Genomic DNA, 15,173 nt, shown 5'->3' with positions numbered 1-15,173 from the left:
AGGCCGGGGCTCCCTGGACATCAGCCGGGGGGCGCCGGGGCGGGCGAACCGCCGGGGCTCCGCCCCGGGCCCCGGCCAGGGGGCGGGTCAGGCGGCTACTGGGCGGACGTTTTGGCGGACCCAGTCGACGATCGACGTCGTCGTCGCGCCGGGGGTGAAGATCTCCGCTACGCCCTGTTCCTTCAGCGGGGGGATGTCCGCCTCGGGGATGATGCCGCCGCCGAAGACCTTGATGTCCTCCGCCTCGCGTTCCCGCAGCAGCTCCAGCACCTTGGCGAAGAGCGTCATATGGGCGCCGGAGAGGATCGAGAGGCCGATCGCGTCGGCGTCCTCCTGGATCGCGGTGTCGACGATCTGCTCGGGGGTCTGGTGGAGGCCGGTGTAGATGACCTCCATGCCCGCGTCGCGCAGCGCCCGGGCGATGACCTTCGCACCGCGATCATGGCCGTCGAGGCCCGGCTTGGCCACCACCACACGGATCGGACCGGTCACACCCATCGCAGCCTCCAAGCCCTAGCGCGCGCATCCGCGTGAACGAACGTTATGTCCAGCTTCCCGCATGCATCCCCTACCCGGCAGTTTCGCGATGCGCGGCGAGGGGGAAATCACACCCGGGACACGTTCGACCTCGGGTCGACCACCAAGGGGAGCCGCAGCGGGGACCGTCGCACCGCGCCGCGCCGCCCGGCAGCCGCATGGACGGCGGCATGGCATGGGCATGGCGCCGCGGTGCGGCGGCGCGGTCTGCCACGGCCGCGGCTGCCCACAGCGCAAGGGCACAAGGGGGCGGTCGCCGTGGGCCTCATCTTCAGTCAAGGCAGTCAAAGCAGGCACGGCAGTCGGGTCCGGGCGCTGGCGCTCGATCTGGCGATTCTCGCCGGGCATCTCCTCCTCTACCCCACCGGCCTCCGGCAGGAGCGTCCGCCCGCCACGCCCCCACCCGACCTCCAGGGGCAACGCCCCGTGCTGCTCCTCCACGGCTTCATCGACAACCGTTCCGTCTTCGTGCTGCTGCGCCGTTCGCTCCTCCGCCACGGCCGACAGCATGTCGAGGCCCTCAACTACTCCCCCCTGACCTGCGACCTCCGCACCGCCGCCGCGCTGCTGGCCCGCCATGTCGAGGACGCCTGCGCCCGCACCGGCCACAGCCAGGTGGACATCGTGGGCCACAGCCTCGGCGGGCTGATCGCGCGTTACTACGTCCAGCGGCTGGGCGGCGACGTGCGGGTGCACTCCCTGGTCACGCTCGGCACTCCGCACTCCGGCACCCGCGTCGCGCCCTTGTTGTCCGCACATCCGCTCGTGCGTCAGATGTGCCCGGACTCCGAGGTGATAACGGAGTTGAGGCAGCCTGCCCCCGAATGCCGTACGCGTTTCGTTTCTTTCTGGAGTGATGTGGATCAGTTGATGATCCCCGCGGAAGTCGCCCGCATAGACCATCCAGATCTGATCTTTCGCAACGTCCGGGTCAGCGGTGTGGGACACCTCGCCCTACCGGTTCACTCGGCCGTCGCCGCCGGGATCCGGGAGGCGCTGGACGCCGCCAATGCCGCGCGGGTGGACACTTCGGGCGCTTTCTCGGTCGCCTGATACGGCCGAAAATTGCCGAACAGCCGTCGAACGCCGGGCCAAGAGCGGGCGCACAGTCAACCGAAAGAGGTCCAAATGCCCTTTCCCGTGCTGCCCAAAACTTGCTGAAGATTGTCGCTCCCGCGTACCGCCGGGTACAGTCGCCGCTAATTCTCCTGCAGCCGAGGCGAAAGAGAAGTTGGTTGGTGGTGAACGACCGTCACCCGTCGGGGGCAACCCCGACCGTCCCCGCTCCCGACGCCTCGTATTCCTATGACGAGGTCTACGGCCAGCAGCAGGACACAGCGCACGGTTACGCCGGGTACGACGGCTACTCCACCGGCAGCTTCGACGACCTCGGGGCGGCGTACGGTGAGGCCGACCCTCTCTTCGGCTCCCTCCCTGGCAGTTACGGGGACGGCCAGGGCGACCCGCCCGGCGGGCACAGCGGTCAGTACGACGCGGCCCAGTGGGGCGACAGTTCCGCGTACGAGACCGGTGCCTACGACACCACCGCGATGTGGGCCGCCTCCGGCTATCAGCTCCCCACCGACGTACCCACTCAGCGGCAGGATGACACCGGCGGCCACTGGGACGCCGGTACCTGGGACGACACCGGTGCCTGGGACACCCACTCCCCTCAGCAGCAGTGGGAGACGGGCACGTACGACACCTACGGGCAGTACGACGCCGGCACGGGCCAGTTCGATACGGGGCAGTTCGATACCGGACAGGTCGATACGGGCCACTTCGACACGGGGCAGTACGACACGGGGCAGTACGACACCACCGGGCAGTTCGACGCCGGCGCGTACGACACGGGCGCCTACGACGTCTCGGGGCAGTACGAGATCATCAGCCAGCACGCCGCGTATGACACCTCCGGTGTCGACACCGGGCAGACCCAGTTCTGGGATACCTCGGCCTACGCGACCGTCGACGAGTCGCAGTACAGCGAGCCGCAATACGACGAGCCGCGGTACGACGACGGGACCGCACCCTTCGAGCAGGGCGAGCACGCAGAGCACGCCGCGCAGACCGCCGTCTTCGAAGCCGTGGCCGAGCCGGAACCCCACCCCGACCCGGACCCCGAGCCCGTCGCCGACATCACGCCGCCGCCCGCCACCGCAACAGCCGCCACCGCCTCCCGCTCCGGTGGCCGCGCCCGCCGCCGCACCGCGCCCTCCCGCCCCAAGCGCTCCGCCCTCCTCACCGTCGCCGTCCCCTCCGTCTGCGCCCTCGGCGTCACCGCCGTGGCCGCCGCCTCCGTGAGCGGCAGCATGGCCGGCGACAAGAAGGACGACACGACCACGCAGGCGGCCCCCGACGCCCAGCCCGTCAAGGCATCCGTCGCCAACAGCGAGATGGACACCCGGCTCGCCGGGGTCGACGACGGCGTCAACGACTTCCGGGAGCGCGCCAGCCGCACCCAGGAGCGGATCGACCTCAAGGAGCGCCAGGAAGCCGAGAAGAAGCGCAAGGCCGCGGAGGCGGCGCGCAAGGAGGCGATGCGCCCCAAGTTCGCGCTGCCGGTCAAGCAGCACGGGCTCAGCGCCACCTTCGGCCAGGCGGGCCTCAACTGGATGTCCCTGCACACCGGGATCGACTTCCCGGTCAGCGAGGGCACGCCCGTCATGGCGGCGACCGACGGCACCGTGCGCACCCAGTGGAACGACGCCTACGGCAACATGGTCATATTGACCGCTCCTGACGGCACGGAGACCTGGTACTGCCACCTGAGCAGCACCAAGATCCGCTCCGGGACCGTCAAGGCCGGTGACGTCATGGCCTACTCGGGGAGTTCCGGCAACTCCACCGGCCCGCATCTGCACTTCGAGGTGCACCCGGGCGGCGGCGATGCAGTGGACCCGCTGCCGTGGCTGCAAAGCCACGGCATCAACCCCAACTGACCGCCCTCACCGCACCGCCCTTACCGCACAGAAGCACACAACAACGTCGGCGTCAGAGCTTTTCGACCGGCGCGTACCGCAGCAGCAGCCGCTTCGGCTTCTCGCCGCCGAAGTCGATCGTCGCCTCCGCGTTGTCCCCGGTGCCCTTCACCGCCACCACGGTGCCGAGCCCGAACGAGTCGTGCGTCACCCGGTCCCCGATGGTCAGGGAGACCACCGGGCGGTCCTTGGCCCGCCGCGTCGCGAAACCGGACGCACCGGACGCGGAGGACCCGGACCGCGAGCGCGACGACGAGAACCCGGACGACAGCCCCGCCCCGCCGCCCGACGTCATGGCGCCCATCGACGCCGACGGGGTCGCGGGCCCGGTGCGCCGCCACTGCACGTACTGGTCGGGGATCTCCTCCAGGAAGCGGGACGGCGGGTTGTACGCGGGCGTGCCCCAGGCACTGCGCATGGTCGACCGGGACAGATACAGCCGCTCGCGGGCGCGCGTGATCCCGACGTACGCCAGCCGCCGCTCCTCCTCCAGCTCCTTGGTCTGGCCGAGGGCGCGCATGTGCGGGAAGACCCCGTCCTCCATGCCGCTGAGGAACACGACCGGGAACTCCAGCCCCTTGGCCGTGTGCAGCGTCATCAGCGTGATGACGCCGGTGCCCTCCTCGTCCTCGTCGGGGATCTGGTCGGAGTCGGCGACGAGCGCGACCTGCTCCAGGAACTCCGCGAGCGTGCCGGGGTTCTCCTCGCCCCGGTCCTGCTCGAACTCCAGGGCCACGGAGGCCAGCTCCTGGAGGTTTTCGATGCGGGTCTCGTCCTGCGGATCGGTGGACGCCTGGAGCTCGGCCAGGTAGCCGGTGCGCTCCAGCACGGCTTCCAGGACGGTCGCCGGGCCCGCGCCCGACTCCACGATGGTCCGCAGCTCCTCCATGAGCGTGTTGAACCGCTTGACCGCGTTCGCCGAGCGGGCCGCCATGCCGTACGCCTCGTCGACGCGGCGCAGCGCCTGCGGGAAGGTGATCTTCTCGCGCGACGCGAGCGCGTCGATCATCGCTTCGGCGCGGTCGCCGATGCCGCGCTTGGGCACGTTCATGATGCGGCGCAGCGGTACGGCGTCCTCGGGGTTGGCCAGCACGCGCAGGTACGCGAGGACGTCGCGGACCTCCTTGCGCTCGTAGAAGCGGACCCCGCCGACGACCTTGTACGGCAGCCCGACCCGGATGAAGATCTCTTCGAAGACACGGGACTGGGCGTTGGTGCGGTAGAAGACCGCGACGTCCCCGGCCCGGGCGTCCCCCGCGTCCGTCAGCCGGTCGATCTCGTCGGCGACGAACTGGGCCTCGTCGTGCTCGGTGTCGGCGACGTAGCCGGTGATGGTGGCGCCGGTGCCCGCCTCGGTCCACAGGTTCTTCGGGCGGCGGTTCTCGTTGCGCTCGATGACGGCGTTGGCCGCGCTCAGGATCGTCTGCGTGGAGCGGTAGTTCTGCTCCAGCAGGATCGTCCGCGCGTCCGGATAGTCCTCCTCGAACTGGAGGATGTTACGGATCGTGGCGCCCCGGAACGCGTAGATCGACTGGTCGGCGTCGCCCACGACGCACAGCTCACCGGCCTCCGCCTCGTCCGTGTCCCTGCCCACCAGCTCGCGCACCAGCGTGTACTGAGCGTGGTTGGTGTCCTGGTACTCGTCGACCAGGACGTGCCGGAAGCGGCGGCGGTAGTGCTCGGCGACGTCCGGGAACGCCTGGAGCAGATTGACCGTGGTCATGATGATGTCGTCGAAGTCGAGGGCGTTGGCCTCGCGCAGCCGCGACTGGTACATCGCGTACGCCTCGGCGAGCGTCTTCTCGAAGCCGTCCGCCGCCTGGCCGGCGAAGGTCTCCTCGTCGATCAGCTCGTTCTTCAGGTTGGAGATCTTGGCGCTGAACGACTTCGGCGGGAACTTCTTCGGGTCGAGATCGAGATCCCGGCACACCAGTGCCATCAGCCGCTTCGAGTCGGCCGCGTCGTAGATCGAGAACGATGAGGTGAAGCCCAGCTTCTTCGACTCGCGGCGCAGGATGCGCACGCACGCGCTGTGGAACGTCATCACCCACATCGCGTTCGCCCGCGGGCCGACCAGCTCCTCGACCCGCTCCTTCATCTCGCCCGCCGCCTTGTTGGTGAAGGTGATGGCGAGGATCTGGCCGGGGTGCACATGGCGGGTGCCGAGCAGATACGCGATGCGGTGGGTGAGCACCCGGGTCTTGCCGGACCCGGCCCCCGCGACGATCAGCAGCGGCGAGCCGGTGTGCTCCACGGCGGCCCGCTGCTGCTCGTTCAGCCCCTCCAGCAGCGCCGCCGGGTCGATGGCGGGGCGGGCCGCGCCGTCCCGGTAATACGCCTCTCTGGTCCCGCTCGGCACCGGCGCGTCGAAGGCGCCCGTGAAGAGGTGGTGCGGCACCTCCTCGCCGCCTGAACCGTCTGAACCGCCACTGTGGCCCGGGTGTGCGGAATCCTCGGGCGGCGGGGGCTCCTCTTCCGGAGGCCCGAGGCTCGCCAGGAAGCTGTCGTCAAAGAGGCTGCTCATCGCTCACCGAGTTTAGGCGGCCGCACTGACAGCCTACGCATGGATGTCACGAAACGGTTTCGGGCATATCGACCACCAGCCTTCACAGGAGCCCCACGAGTTGGCTACCGTCCTCCCCCAGGCGGCCCGTAGACCCGTCGGCGAACCGCGCCGGCCCGGGCGGCCTCCGCCGAGTCCGGTCGCGCCGCGAGGCAGCCGGAGCCGGGGACCCACAACGCAAGACCGGGGTGAATCGGCCCGAGCTGCGGTACGACGCGTACGGCATGTACGACGCGCACGTCCCGCCCGCGCACGGCCGTAGGGCAACCTTCCGTACCGCCCGAACCCGACAGCTAACCCGGTAGGCGGTCCACGGAAGGAGTCGCCTCCCTTGGCGTCGCACCGCAAGCCGCGGACCCGAATACCCACCGCCGCCGCCTCCACCGGACGCCGTACGGCCGTCGGATTCACCACCGCCGCCCTCGCCTCCGTCACCCTCCTCTCCCAGACCGCGAACGCCGCCCCGGGCGATCCGAAGCCCGGCACCACGCAGTCGATCGAGGCGGTCAAGGAGAAGGTGGACACCCTCTACCACCAGGCGGAAACCGCCACCCAGCACTACAACGCCGCCAAGGAGCGCTCCGAGCAGCAGCGCACCAAGGTCAACCGGATGATGGACGACGTCGCCGAGAACACGGAGAAGCTCAACGAGGCCCGCCGCACGCTCGGCACCTACGCCGCGGCCCAGTACCGCAACGGCGGTATGACCTCGAGCGCCGCGAGCCTGCTGTTCTCCAACGACCCGCAGGACCTCTTCGACCAGTCGCATCTGATGAACCGGATGGCCGGTTCGCAGAAGCGGGCCGTCGACGACTTCCAGACGCAGGCGGCGAAGGCCGCCAAGGAGCGCCGCGAGGCCGCCAAGAGCCTGGAGTCGCTGACCGAGACCCAGCGAGAGCTGAAGACCAAGAAGAAGTCCGTCCAGGACAAGCTCGCGCAGGCCCGGCGGCTGCTGGCGAACCTGACCGCCAAGGAGAAGGCGCGGCTGGCGGCGATCGAGAAGAAGAAGGCCGAGGAGGCGCGGCGCAAGGCGGCCGAGCTGGCCGAGAAGCAGCGGGAGGCCGCGGCCCAGCAGAAGCAGCAGGAGCAGGAGCAGGAGCAGCAGTCGAGCGGCGGTTCCTCTTCCGGTTCCGGAAGCAGCTCGGCAGGCTCATCCACCGCCACGAACAGCACCAAGGCGGCCAAGGCGATCGACTTCGCGGAGTCCCAGCTCGGCAAGCCGTACGTCTGGGGCGCGACCGGGCCCAACTCCTACGACTGCTCGGGGCTCACCCAGGCCGCCTGGAAGGCCGCCGGGGTCTCCCTGCCGCGCACCACATGGGACCAGGTGAAGGCTGGTACGCGCGTCTCGACCTCCGACCTCGAGCCCGGTGATCTCGTCTTCTTCTACGACGACATCAGCCACGTCGGGCTCTACATCGGCGACGGGATGATGATCCACGCGCCGAAGCCGGGGGATGTGGTGAAGAAGGCGCCGATCACCGAGATGCCGATCTACGGGAGCGTGCGGCCCGCGTAACCGCAGTGCGGCTGCCCGTACCCGCGCGGGCAGCCGCCGCTCACACCGGTGCTCACACCGGCCGGATCACGTGCCCGGCTTGCGCCCGTACACGTACACGTCGTCGCCGTTCCGCAACAGGCTCCAGTACTTCTTCGCGTCACCGGAGCGCATGTTGACGCAGCCGTGGGAGCCGGGCGGCGACCATACGCTTCCCGCGATGGAGTGGAAGGCCTGACCGCCGTCGAAGAACTGGCTGTACGGCATGGCCACGTGGTAGATCGTCGACCAGTGGTTCTTGTTCCGCCAGTAGATCTTCTTCAGTCCGGTGCGGGTCTCGTACCTGTCCCGGCCGGTGCGCACCGGCACCGGCCCGAACACCAGCCGCGAACCGTCCTGCACCCAGCTGAGCTGCCGCGTGAGGTCGACGCAGGCGATGCGGCCCTTGTTGGTGGGGCACTTGCGCGCCGCGTTGGGGTTACGCCCCGCCGCGTTCTGCGCGTTGATCAGCTTCATGACGCCCCAGGTGACGGGGCCCGCGTAGCCGATGGTCGGGCTGATGCCGTGGTTGATCTGGAATCTCTGCGTCGCGCGGCAGTCCCCCGAGGACTGCCGACCGTCGACGGGACGGCCGAGGAACTTCTCGACCTGCCTCTGGTACGGACCGGTGTCCGCCGTGCACGACGTCGCCGCCTGCGCCGGTGCCGTACCGAGCGCGACGGACAGCGGCACCACCATGCCCGCCATGCCCAAAGCGACCGCCGTACGGCGGCGCCATGCCCGCCACGCCCCGAATCCTGCCTTTACCCCCATTGCGCGCTCCCTCCGGGCTTGCCCTTGACGGGTAAGACAGTCGAAGAGTGCGTCGGGTTGCGCTTACAGGTGCGATTTCCCCCATTCCGCCCCTTCCCGCCCCCGGGTTGGCCCAGCAGGAGCAGGGACGGGACGTCAGCGGGTCAGGTCCAGAGCACGGCGATGAAGATGTTCACCGTCGTCAGCGCGCCGACCGCGCCGAAGACCGCGGGCTCCACCTTCTCCTCGTCCCGCTTCACGTACACCAGGCCCAGGATCACGATCAGCAGCGCCAGCTTGACGCCGATCTTGACGTTGTTGACGGTCTGATCGTCCGCCTGGTTCAGCCCGACCAGTGCCGCGCCCGTGACCAGCATGGTCAGCGCGCCGTGCAGCATCCCCGGCGTCATCCGCGCGCCGTCCCCGCGTATCGCCGTGAGCTGGGAGAGGAAGCCTCCCAGCAGGGCGGCGATGCCGACGATGTGCAGGCCGACGAACACATTGATGAGTACGTCCATGGCACCGGAGACTAGCGCCGCTCATATCACCGCCAGTCACCCGGGTGCACCCCGATCGGCACATCGGTCACAGCCGCCCCGATCCCGCCCACCCCGCGCCGCCCTCGTGATCAGCAGGCGCCACCGGGGGGACGAATCCGTCCACCTCCGGTCATCTCAGCGTGCCGCGCCGCCGACCGGCCTAGCTTCCCCCCAAGAAGCACGCCCCCCACGAAAGGTGAATCGCCGCAGTGGCGCCGCAGCCCCCCACGAAGCCGAAGCAGCGGCACCGCTCGTCGCTCACCGGCACCACCCTCCGCACCGCCGCGACCCTCGCCCTCGCGGGCGTCGCCTCAGCGACCGCCCTCCCGGGCATCGGGCACGCCGAGCCCCGTCTGACGCCCGACCAGGTGAAGGCCAAGGTCGCGGCGTACGAGCGGGAGGCGGAGGAGGCCACCGAGAAGTACGACGGCGCCCGGGCCGCGGCCGAGAAGGCGCAGCGGTCCCTCCACCGGTTACGCGACGAGGCCACCCGCCGCACCGCCCGCCTCAACACGGCGCGCAACGCCCTCGGCTCCGTCGCCACCGCCCAGTACCGCTCCGGCACCGTCGCCCCCGCCCTTCAGCTGGCCCTGTCCTCCTCCCCCGGCCAGTACCTCCAGCGCGCCTCGCTCGCCGACCGCGCGGGCGACCGCCAGGCGGTGACGATCGCGCGCATCACCCGCGAGGAGCGGTCACTGCGCCGCGTCCGGGACAAGGCGGACGACCGCCTCCGTACGCTGCGCGCCGCGCAGGCCGCCGCCTCCCGCCACAAACACGCGGTCCAGGACAAGCTGGCCGCGGCCGACGCACTGCTGGCCAAGCTGACCCGCGCCCAGCGCGACCGCCTCCGCGCCGCCCAGGACGCCCGGAGCGCCCCTGACGCCCGTACCGCGTCGACGCCCCGGCACGGCGCCCCCGCCCGGACGGGCAGCCGGGCGGCCCGCGCCATCTCCTTCGCGTACGAGGCGATCGGCAAGCCGTACGTCTGGGGCGCGACCGGGCCGTACGGCTACGACTGTTCGGGCCTGACCCAGGCCGCGTGGCGCGCCGCCGGGGTGTCCCTGCCGCGTACCACCTACACCCAGATCAACGTGGGCCGCCGCATCGGGCGCGGCGAACTGGCCCCCGGTGACCTGGTCTTCTTCTACTCCGGCGTCAGCCATGTCGGCCTCTACATCGGCAATGGCCTGATGATCCACGCCCCGCGCCCCGGCGCCCCGGTCCGGGTGGCCCCGATCGACCAGATGCCCTTCGCGGGCGCGGCCCGCCCGGTCTAGGACCGGCCTAGGCGCGGAGGAAGGGCAGCAGGTGGTCGAGCAGCGCGTCCGGGCTCTCCTCGGGCACGTAGTGCCCGCAATCCGGAAGCACGACGCTGTCCAGCCGCTCGGTCACCGGGGCGAGCAGGGCGCCGAGGCGTTCGCCCTGGCTGCGGGCTCCGGCGACGCCCAGGACGGGCATGCGGAGCGGATGCTGCTTGCGCCGCTCGTTCTGGGCGATGTTGTCGTCCGTGGCCCGGTAGTACTCGAAGCTGGCGCGCAGCGCTTCGGGGTCGCGGGCCAGGGTTTCGACGTAGAAGCCGACGACTGAGTCAGGCAGCGGCCGCGCGGCCTTGGTGCGGAACTGGTCGCCGTAGTAGATGTGCTCGCGGCCGCGGACGAGCTGTTCGTTGATGTCGCGCTTCCGGTTGAAGGAGAAGTGCCACAGCAGGTCGTTCTGTGCCTCGGGGCCGAAGACGGGGATGGCGGGCGCGAGGCCGGGGATCATGGCGTCGAGCAGGGCGAGGCGTTCGACCACGTCGCCGTGGTCGGCGGCGAGGGCGTAGCCGATCCACATGCCGACGTCGTGCCCGGCCATCGCGAAGCGTTCGTGGCCGAGCACCCGCATGAGGGCGACGAGTTCGGCCGCCACGGTTCCGGTGTCGTAGCCGTCGCGGGGCTTGTCCGACGGCCCGACGCCGCGCGGGTCGACGGCGACGACGCGGAAGTGTTCCGCGAGGCGCGGCATGACGTGGCGCCACACGTACCAGTTCTGCGGCCAGCCGCCGACGAGGAGCAGCGGCCGTCCGGCGCCGCCCTGCACGGTGTGCAGGTCGACGTCGCCGACGCGGACGAGGGTGCTCTCGAAGACGTCCGGGAAGTTGTCGGGGAGCCAGGGGACACCGCTCACGGTGCCGAAGCCGGTGATCGGCCGGGTGGTTGTGGTGGTCATGTTGTTCTCCTTGCGCATGTGTCGGGTCAGGGTGACGGGGACGGTGAAGGCCGGCGACCGGCCCCACCGACCGTCCGGCCGAGGAGGGCGATCGCGGTGAGGAGCGCGGCGAGGAAGCCGGAGAACCACAGCGTCGCTGTCGTCGGGTCGGTCAGCTGTGCGGCGAGGCCAAGTCCGAGGGAGGTGAGGACGAGGCCCGTGTAGGCGGCGAGGAAGAAGGTCGCCAGGGCCTCCGCGCGCACGTCCGCGGGCGCGGCCTCCGTGATCAGCGCGACCGCGCTCTTGAAGAGCGTGCCGGCGCCGATCCCTGCGATGACGCCTCCCGCGATGAAGAGGACGGGGTCCGCCCGCACCATGCCTACGGCGACGGCGGCGCATCCGGCGGCTTCCGCGGCGACGCCGAGGGTTCGGCGCGCTGCGGGCCGTAGGGCGCCGGTGAGGCTCTGGCCCAGTACCGCGGCGGCGAAGACGGCGAAGACGGCGGTGCCCGCGACGGCCGGCGACGTCTGGTGCAAGGTGGTCGCGACGAATCCCGGCGCCAGGGACGTGAAGAGCCCGAAGATCGCCAGGGCCGCGCAACCGCATGCCACCGCCAGGCAGAAGGGTCCGGCGCCACCGTGGGGACGCACCCGCTGCATGCGGTACGGCACCGGGCGGGCGGGGCGGTCCACGGTCTCCGGCAGGGCGGTGACGGCGACGGCCCCGGCGACGAGCAGCACCGCGAAAACGGCGTAGGGCGTATGGATCGGGGCCGGGGCGTACGCCGCGAGCACTCCGGCGACCAGCGGGCCGACGCCGAGGCCGCCGACGTTCGCCGCCGTCGACACAGCCTCGAAGCGTCCCGCCTGCCCGGCCGTGGGCCGTGAGCGTATGTGGAGGTCCTGGAGGTAGGCGGTGGCCGTCGGGGTTGCCATGCCCACGCCCAGTCCGGTGACGAACCGGCCGAGGAGAAGGCCGGGGAGAGCGGGCCACACGAGGAAGAGGGCCGCCGCGGCCAGCTGGCACAGGAGCGCCCCGACGAGGACCGGGCGACGGCCGGTGCGATCAGAGAGGTGACCGGCGGCCACCAGGCCGACCGCCACGCCTACCGCGTACACCGCGAACACCACCGTCACGGTGAACGAACCGAAGCCGTCACGCTCCTCGTAGAGCGGATACAGCGGCGTCGGCACGGTCGAGAACGCGGTGGTGACGGCGAACACCACGGCCACGACCCAGAACCCCATCCGGTGCCGCCCGGAGCCGGGCGGGTCGCCGCGGGAGGCCTGAGACCTTCTGTCCGGGGGTTCCACGATGACATCGGGGAGCCGTTTCAACTGGTTCATGCGAACCTGTTTAAACGGTTCGTCTTGATGATGTCAAACGTTGGCCTCCGGGCTGCGGGGCGCCTACGATGAACCCCTATGACCGGTTCACCTACCGCCGCCGGAGGCTTCCGGCTCGGCAACGAGATCCTGGCGTTCCGCTTCGTCGCCACCCTCAGCGAGCGGCGCGGCGACGCAGCGGTGGAGCGCATCCCCACCCCGGACCGGCTCCGGGCCTGGCTCCTCGCCAACGAGCTGGGCAGCGCGGACATGCCGATCTCCGATGCCCTCCTGCGGGACGCCCGCGAACTGCGCGAGGCCATCCACCGGGCCGGTACCGCCGTCGCCACCGACGGCGTGCCGGACCCGGCGGACGAGGACCTGCTGAACCGCTGGACCGCACGTCACCGGGCGCGCCTCGTCCTCACCGGCGGGCGGGCCCGGTGGCGACTCCCGGACAGCGACCCCGCCCGCGCGGCGCTGGCCGTCGTCGCCGTCGACGCCGTGGCGACGCTCGGCGCGCACCACAACGACGGCGAGGGCAACGGCCACGGCAGCCACGGCGACGGCGTGATCAAGCGCTGCGAGCAGCGCACCTGCGGAGGGCTCTTCCTGGACACCAGCCGCGGCCGGCGACGGCGCTGGTGCTCCATGGCGACCTGCGGAAACAAGGTGAAGAAGGCGAACCTCAAGAGCCACCTCAACAGCCACAGGGCGAACGAATAATCGCTTGCCCCCGGCGATGGCGGTGGATCGAATGACCCGCATGGTCACCCAGGCACGCCCGCCACGGCGCGAAGACGGCTCATCCGTCCAGATCGGCGCTCTCGTTCCGCTCACCCGGCCCGGCTGGATCGAGGCAGGCCACCACCTGCTCGCCGGACTGGAGTTGGCCGCATCCGACGTCAATGACGCCGGTGGGATCGGCGGACGGCCACTGGAGCTGGTGGTCCGGGACACCGCGGCCGATCCACAGAAGGCCGCGGCGGCCGTGGACGAGTTGGCCGGTCTGGGCGTGGCCGCCCTGGCGGGTGAGTATCACAGCGTCGTCGCCCGCGCCGCTGCCACCAGGGCAGACGCCCTCGGCCTGCCGTACCTCTGCTCGTCATCGGTTCTCGACGCGCTCACCGAACAGCCGACGGAATGGGTCGCGCGCCTCTCCCCGCCGCAGTCCCGCGGCTGGCGGATCTACGCGGACTTCCTCCTCGGCGCGGGCCACCGCCGCATCGCCGTGGCGACCCAGCCGAGCGCCTACTGGGCAGCCGGGACCCGCATTCTGCGGGACCATCTCGCGCCACGCGGCGGCAGCGTCATCGAACTCGACATGAACGCGCTCACCCCCGCAGCCGTGTGCGACGAACTCGCCGCCCATCGTGCGACGGCTCTCCTTCTCCTGGTCGGCCACCCGGAGCCGGCCGTGCCGATCGTCACGTCCGTCCGCCGCGACCGGCGCCTCGCGGAGGTCATGATCGGTGCTCCGGCCGGGCAGCCGGAATTCGCCGAATGGGCGGCGTTGCTGGGCGACGACGGCGCCGCGGTCCCGTTCCTGCGCTATCTGCCCGAGCGCCTCACCCCACTCGGTGAACGAGTCGAGAAGGCCCTGCGCGAGCGGCTGGCCGAAGCGCCGCCCTCCTTCGTCGCGTACGAGGGCTACGACACGGTCACCGTCCTCGCCGACGTACTGCGGTCCCACGGCGACGCGGACCGGGCGCGCATCGCCGCGTCATGGCCGAGCGTCGCGGTCGACGGCACCCGCGGGCGGATCCGGTTCTCCCGCACGCCGGGCATCAGCGTGTGGCAATGGGCTTCGCCGCCCGTCCAGGTCGTCGACCGGGATCCGGCGGGAGCGGAACCCGGTCGCTTCCGGGTCCTGCACACCGGCTGAGACTTCACACCGGCTGAGACCTTCACACCGGTTGAGACACCACGGCAGCCGTGATCGGCTCCTGGAGTTCCGTCACCCACTCGTCGTGGTTGTCCGGGCACTCCAGGTAGATCTCCCGCGGGTACCCGGCCGAGCGGTAGCCGTTGGCCTCGATCCAGCGGCCCAGGGTCTGGATGGTCGGCAGGACCGTTTCCATCGAACCCCGGTGGACGATCGCCGCCGCCTGGTCGACCGGCGGCAGGTCCACGACCCGCAGCCCGTCGACCTCCTGCACCGGGGCCGCGACCTCGATCCCGGCGTGGATGAGGACACCGCCGTCCGGCGCGTCCTCGTAGTACGCGACACCGGGCCCGGTCGGCGCGATGCCCGCCGCCGCCAGGCGCGGCAGCAGTTCCCCGTACAGCGGCTGGATGACCGGCCCGATGGCGTCGAACCCCGGGGCCACACCGGTCAGTTCGGCGATGCGCACGCTCGGCAGGCTCTTCACTGCGACGTCGTTGGAGGACATCTGTCCCTCACTCTCGATCGACCGGAGCCTCGCCTCGACCCGCACCAGCCGCGCCGCCGCGGCCGTCATCGCGGCCTCCAGATCGGCCCGCCGCACCCGCAGCATGGTCCGCATGTCCTCGGTGGTGACCTTCTCCTCCAGGATCTCCCGGACCTGCTGAAGGGTGAAGCCGAGGTCTTTGAGGGCGATGATGCGGTTGAGCCGGGCCAGCTGGGCGGCGGTGTAGTACCGGTAGCCGGTGGCGGGATCGACCCGGGCGGGGTGCAGCAGTCCGGTCGCGTCGTAGTGGCGCAGCATCCGGACCGACACCCGCCCGTGCCGGGCGAAATCTCCGATGGTGAACATGATGTCTTCAGTC

Annotated in this window: 13 protein-coding genes and 1 riboswitch; of the genes, 6 read left to right on the top strand and 7 right to left on the bottom strand. The window is 70.8% G+C overall.

The features are described 5' to 3' along the window. Positions 1-87: 87 nt before the first annotated feature. Positions 88-498: a coenzyme B12-dependent isobutyryl CoA mutase small subunit gene (gene icmB / locus EEJ42_RS29575; protein ID WP_063734934.1), complete on the bottom strand. Its 411-nt coding sequence runs from the start codon at positions 496-498 to the stop codon at positions 88-90. A gap of 297 nt (positions 499-795) precedes the next feature. Between icmB and EEJ42_RS29570 the strand changes: the two genes are divergently transcribed. Both EEJ42_RS29570 and EEJ42_RS29565 read left to right on the top strand, forming a co-directional pair. Further along, positions 796-1,590, top strand: a complete 795-nt coding sequence (locus EEJ42_RS29570; RefSeq protein ID WP_246097473.1) for a lipase family alpha/beta hydrolase — start codon at positions 796-798, stop codon at positions 1,588-1,590. 188 nt (positions 1,591-1,778) lie between these two features. Further along, positions 1,779-3,479 (top strand): M23 family metallopeptidase, encoded by a 1,701-nt coding sequence (locus tag EEJ42_RS29565; RefSeq protein ID WP_123104730.1) that lies wholly within the window; start codon positions 1,779-1,781, stop codon positions 3,477-3,479. Between the two features lie 52 nt (positions 3,480-3,531). On the opposite strand, the gene pcrA is transcribed toward EEJ42_RS29565, so the two are convergent. Then, positions 3,532-6,042, bottom strand: a complete 2,511-nt coding sequence (pcrA, locus tag EEJ42_RS29560; protein WP_123104720.1) for a DNA helicase PcrA — start codon at positions 6,040-6,042, stop codon at positions 3,532-3,534. Between the two features lie 157 nt (positions 6,043-6,199). After that, positions 6,200-6,404, top strand: a riboswitch (cyclic di-AMP (ydaO/yuaA leader). Between the two features lie 8 nt (positions 6,405-6,412). On the opposite strand from pcrA, the gene EEJ42_RS29555 reads away from it, so the two are divergent. Then, positions 6,413-7,600, top strand: coding sequence for a C40 family peptidase (locus tag EEJ42_RS29555; RefSeq protein ID WP_123104718.1), 1,188 nt, complete (start codon positions 6,413-6,415; stop codon positions 7,598-7,600). Between the two features lie 66 nt (positions 7,601-7,666). Here the strand turns inward: EEJ42_RS29555 and EEJ42_RS29550 are convergent, their stop codons facing one another. Both EEJ42_RS29550 and EEJ42_RS29545 read right to left on the bottom strand, forming a co-directional pair. After that, positions 7,667-8,392 carry a L,D-transpeptidase family protein gene (locus tag EEJ42_RS29550; protein ID WP_123104716.1) on the bottom strand — a complete coding sequence of 242 codons (726 nt, stop codon included), beginning with the start codon at positions 8,390-8,392 and terminating at the stop codon, positions 7,667-7,669. Between the two features lie 143 nt (positions 8,393-8,535). Continuing rightward, positions 8,536-8,889: a hypothetical protein gene (locus EEJ42_RS29545; protein ID WP_123104714.1), complete on the bottom strand. Its 354-nt coding sequence runs from the start codon at positions 8,887-8,889 to the stop codon at positions 8,536-8,538. Between the two features lie 221 nt (positions 8,890-9,110). On the opposite strand from EEJ42_RS29545, the gene EEJ42_RS29540 reads away from it, so the two are divergent. Next, positions 9,111-10,187 carry a C40 family peptidase gene (locus tag EEJ42_RS29540; RefSeq protein WP_425472976.1) on the top strand — a complete coding sequence of 359 codons (1,077 nt, stop codon included), beginning with the start codon at positions 9,111-9,113 and terminating at the stop codon, positions 10,185-10,187. A 7-nt stretch (positions 10,188-10,194) separates the two neighbouring features. Here the strand turns inward: EEJ42_RS29540 and EEJ42_RS29535 are convergent, their stop codons facing one another. Both EEJ42_RS29535 and EEJ42_RS29530 read right to left on the bottom strand, forming a co-directional pair. Then, positions 10,195-11,118, bottom strand: coding sequence for an alpha/beta fold hydrolase (locus tag EEJ42_RS29535; RefSeq protein ID WP_123104728.1), 924 nt, complete (start codon positions 11,116-11,118; stop codon positions 10,195-10,197). Positions 11,119-11,144: 26 nt separating this feature from the next. Continuing rightward, positions 11,145-12,443 (bottom strand): MFS transporter, encoded by a 1,299-nt coding sequence (locus EEJ42_RS29530; RefSeq protein WP_123104710.1) that lies wholly within the window; start codon positions 12,441-12,443, stop codon positions 11,145-11,147. Positions 12,444-12,521: 78 nt separating this feature from the next. On the opposite strand from EEJ42_RS29530, the gene EEJ42_RS29525 reads away from it, so the two are divergent. Beyond that, positions 12,522-13,148: a CGNR zinc finger domain-containing protein gene (locus EEJ42_RS29525; RefSeq protein ID WP_123104708.1), complete on the top strand. Its 627-nt coding sequence runs from the start codon at positions 12,522-12,524 to the stop codon at positions 13,146-13,148. 31 nt (positions 13,149-13,179) lie between these two features. Then, complete coding sequence (locus EEJ42_RS29520) at positions 13,180-14,307, top strand: ABC transporter substrate-binding protein (RefSeq protein WP_123104706.1); 1,128 nt, start codon at positions 13,180-13,182, stop codon at positions 14,305-14,307. 22 nt (positions 14,308-14,329) lie between these two features. On the opposite strand, the gene EEJ42_RS29515 is transcribed toward EEJ42_RS29520, so the two are convergent. Beyond that, positions 14,330-15,160 carry a MerR family transcriptional regulator gene (locus EEJ42_RS29515; RefSeq protein ID WP_123104704.1) on the bottom strand — a complete coding sequence of 277 codons (831 nt, stop codon included), beginning with the start codon at positions 15,158-15,160 and terminating at the stop codon, positions 14,330-14,332. Between the last annotated feature and the right edge of the window lie 13 nt (positions 15,161-15,173).

Source organism: Streptomyces botrytidirepellens (assembly GCF_003721215.1).
GTDB lineage: Bacteria > Actinomycetota > Actinomycetes > Streptomycetales > Streptomycetaceae > Streptomyces > Streptomyces himastatinicus.
The sequence above is the reverse complement of the archived record's forward strand: the minus strand, read 5'-3'. Positions and strand labels throughout refer to the sequence as shown.